At 48.9% G+C, this 601-nt stretch carries 1 pseudogene; it reads right to left on the bottom strand.

Annotation, left to right across the window (positions count from 1 at the left end):
- Positions 1–55: 55 nt before the first annotated feature.
- Positions 56–454, bottom strand: a pseudogene (locus BHE18_RS16730) (transposase); the annotation flags it as partial.
- Between the last annotated feature and the right edge of the window lie 147 nt (positions 455–601).

Raw genomic sequence — 601 nt, 5'->3', positions numbered from 1 at the left:
TTGTTTCGGCTCACCCTTGACGCTGGGCGGCTGGGAGTGGTAAGTCAACACAAAATCAAACAACTTTTTTAAGGGAAGACAGCCGGTAAGCAACCGGACTGAGGTAGCCTAACGAGCCATGGATTCGCAGGTTGTTATACCAATTGATGTAATCGAATAGTTCGAGGGACAACTGCTTGAGCGACTCGAAGCGCCGACCGTTAATCCACTCGGTTTTCAGTGTCTTAAACGTAGTTTCGGCAACCGCATTATCATATGGATTTCCCTTTTGGCTAAGCGACCGCTCGATTCCATGCGCCTCCAAAATCTCATCGATTCCTTCGTTTTTAAATTCGGATCCACGATCGGTATGGAAAACCGAGACCGCATGCAGGTCCAGTTTGACGGTTGCGAATGCACGTTGAACCAACGCGGCATCTTTTCGAGCGCCTGCGCTGACAAAAAAACCGATAATTCTACCGTCCTTTTCAATCCGACACCCTTCCCACAGCCCTTTGACTCACTACTCCCACTTCTCACCCTCCTTTCTTTCACATCCTACTTCATCCTCCTTTTCATCTTCAACCCTGTTCCCCACAACCTTCCTTCTTCTTCGCCTGAC

Origin of the sequence: Rossellomorea aquimaris (genome assembly GCF_001877785.1) — a bacterium.
Taxonomy (GTDB): Bacteria; Bacillota; Bacilli; order Bacillales; family Bacillaceae_B; genus Rossellomorea; species Rossellomorea aquimaris_A.
This window is presented reverse-complemented; position numbering and strand designations above follow the sequence as displayed.